1 rRNA gene is annotated in these 2,241 nt (G+C 55.0%); it reads left to right on the forward strand.

Annotated features, from left to right (window positions below):
- Nucleotides 1–2,241 (forward strand): 23S ribosomal RNA (locus tag AC6RNO_RS36495); the annotation flags it as partial.

Here is a 2,241-nt window from a genome sequence, read left to right on the forward strand (position 1 = left end):
CAGGCGTAGACCCGAAACCGTGTGATCTACCCCTGTCCAGGGTGAAGGTGAGGTAACACTCACTGGAGGCCCGAACCCACGAATGTTGAAAAATTCGGGGATGAGGTGGGGGTAGCGGAGAAATTCCAATCGAACTCGGAGATAGCTGGTTCTCCCCGAAATAGCTTTAGGGCTAGCCTCGGATGTTCAGTTGTGGAGGTAAAGCACTGATTGGGTGCGGGGCCCGCCAAGGGTTACCAAGTCCAGTCAAACTCTGAATGCCACAAACTGTAGTCCGGAAGTCAGACAGTGAGTGCTAAGATCCATTGTCAAAAGGGAAACAGCCCAGACCACCAGCTAAGGTCCCCCAGTGCGTGTTAAGTGGGAAAGGATGTGGAGTTGCACAGACAACCAGGATGTTGGCTTAGAAGCAGCCACCATTGAAAGAGTGCGTAATAGCTCACTGGTCGAGTGACTCTGCGCCGAAAATGTAACGGGGCTAAATACGCCACCGAAGCTATGGCATGTACGAAAGTACTTGGGTAGGGGAGCGTTGTGTGCGGGTTGAAGTCTGACCGGAAGGACAGGTGGACTGCACACAAGTGAGAATGCCGGTATAAGTAACGAAAAGATCAGTGAGAATCTGATCCGCCGAAAGCCTAAGGGTTCCTGAGGAAGGTTCGTCCGCTCAGGGTAAGTCGGGACCTAAGGCGAGGCCGAAAGGCGTAGTCGATGGACAACAGGTGGAAATTCCTGTACCACCGAAGCCGTTATGAGCGATGGAGTGACGCAGAAGGATAGTGACGCGAGCTGATGGATGCTCGTCCAAGCAGTGAGGCTGGTGTGTAGGCAAATCCGCACACCATAAGGCTGGGCTGTGATGGGGAGGGAAATCTTTAGTACCGAAGGTCATGATTTCACACTGCCGAGAAAAGCTTCTAGCCAGGCGAAGGTGCCCGTACCGCAAACCGACACAGGTGGGCGAGAAGAGAATTCTAAGGCGCGCGGAAGAACTCTCGTTAAGGAACTCGGCAAAATGACCCCGTAACTTCGGGAGAAGGGGTGCCTCGGTAGGGTGAATAGCCCGAGGGGGCCGCAGTGAAAAGGCCCAAGCGACTGTTTAGCAAAAACACAGGTCTGTGCGAAGCCGCAAGGCGAAGTATACGGGCTGACGCCTGCCCGGTGCTGGAAGGTTAAGGGGAGCGGTTAGGAGCAATCCGAAGCTGTGAACCGAAGCCCCAGTAAACGGCGGCCGTAACTATAACGGTCCTAAGGTAGCGAAATTCCTTGTCAGGTAAATTCTGACCCGCACGAATGGCGTAACGACTTGGGCGCTGTCTCAACGAGAGATCCGGTGAAATTTTAATACCTGTGAAGATGCAGGTTACCCGCGACAAGACGGAAAGACCCCATGGAGCTTTACTGCAGCTTGATATTGGACTTTGGTACGATCTGTACAGGATAGGTGGGAGCCGTAGAAGCCTGAGCGCCAGCTTGGGTGGAGGCGCCGTTGGGATACCACCCTGATCGTATCGGAGTTCTAACCTGGGCCCCTGAGCGGGGTCGGGGACAGTGTCAGGTGGGCAGTTTGACTGGGGCGGTCGCCTCCTAAAAAGTAACGGAGGCGTCTAAAGGTTCCCTCAGAATGGTTGGAAATCATTCGCAGAGTGCAAAGGCATAAGGGAGCTTGACTGCGAGACAAACAGGTCGAGCAGGGACGAAAGTCGGGCTTAGTGATCCGGTGGTACCGAANGCCTGAGCGCCAGCTTGGGTGAAGGCGCCGTTGGGATACCACCCTGATCGTATCGGAGTTCTAACCTGGGCCCCTAAGCGGGGTCGGGGACAGTGTCAGGTGGGCAGTTTGACTGGGGCGGTCGCCTCCTAAAAAGTAACGGAGGCGTCTAAAGGTTCCCTCAGAATGGTTGGAAATCATTCGCAGAGTGCAGAGGCATAAGGGAGCTTGACTGCGAGACAAACAGGTCGAGCAGGGACGAAAGTCGGGCTTAGTGATCCGGTGGTACCGAATGGAAGGGCCATCGCTCAACGGATAAAAGCTACCCTGGGGATAACAGGCTTATCTCCCCCAAGAGTCCACATCGACGGGGAGGTTTGGCACCTCGATGTCGGCTCATCGCATCCTGGGGCTGAAGTAGGTCCCAAGGGTTGGGCTGTTCGCCCATTAAAGCGGTACGCGAGCTGGGTTCAGAACGTCGTGAGACAGTTCGGTCCCTATCTGTCGCGGGCGTAGGAAATTTGAGAGGA

The organism is Paenibacillus sp. sgz302190 (genome assembly GCF_059820445.1).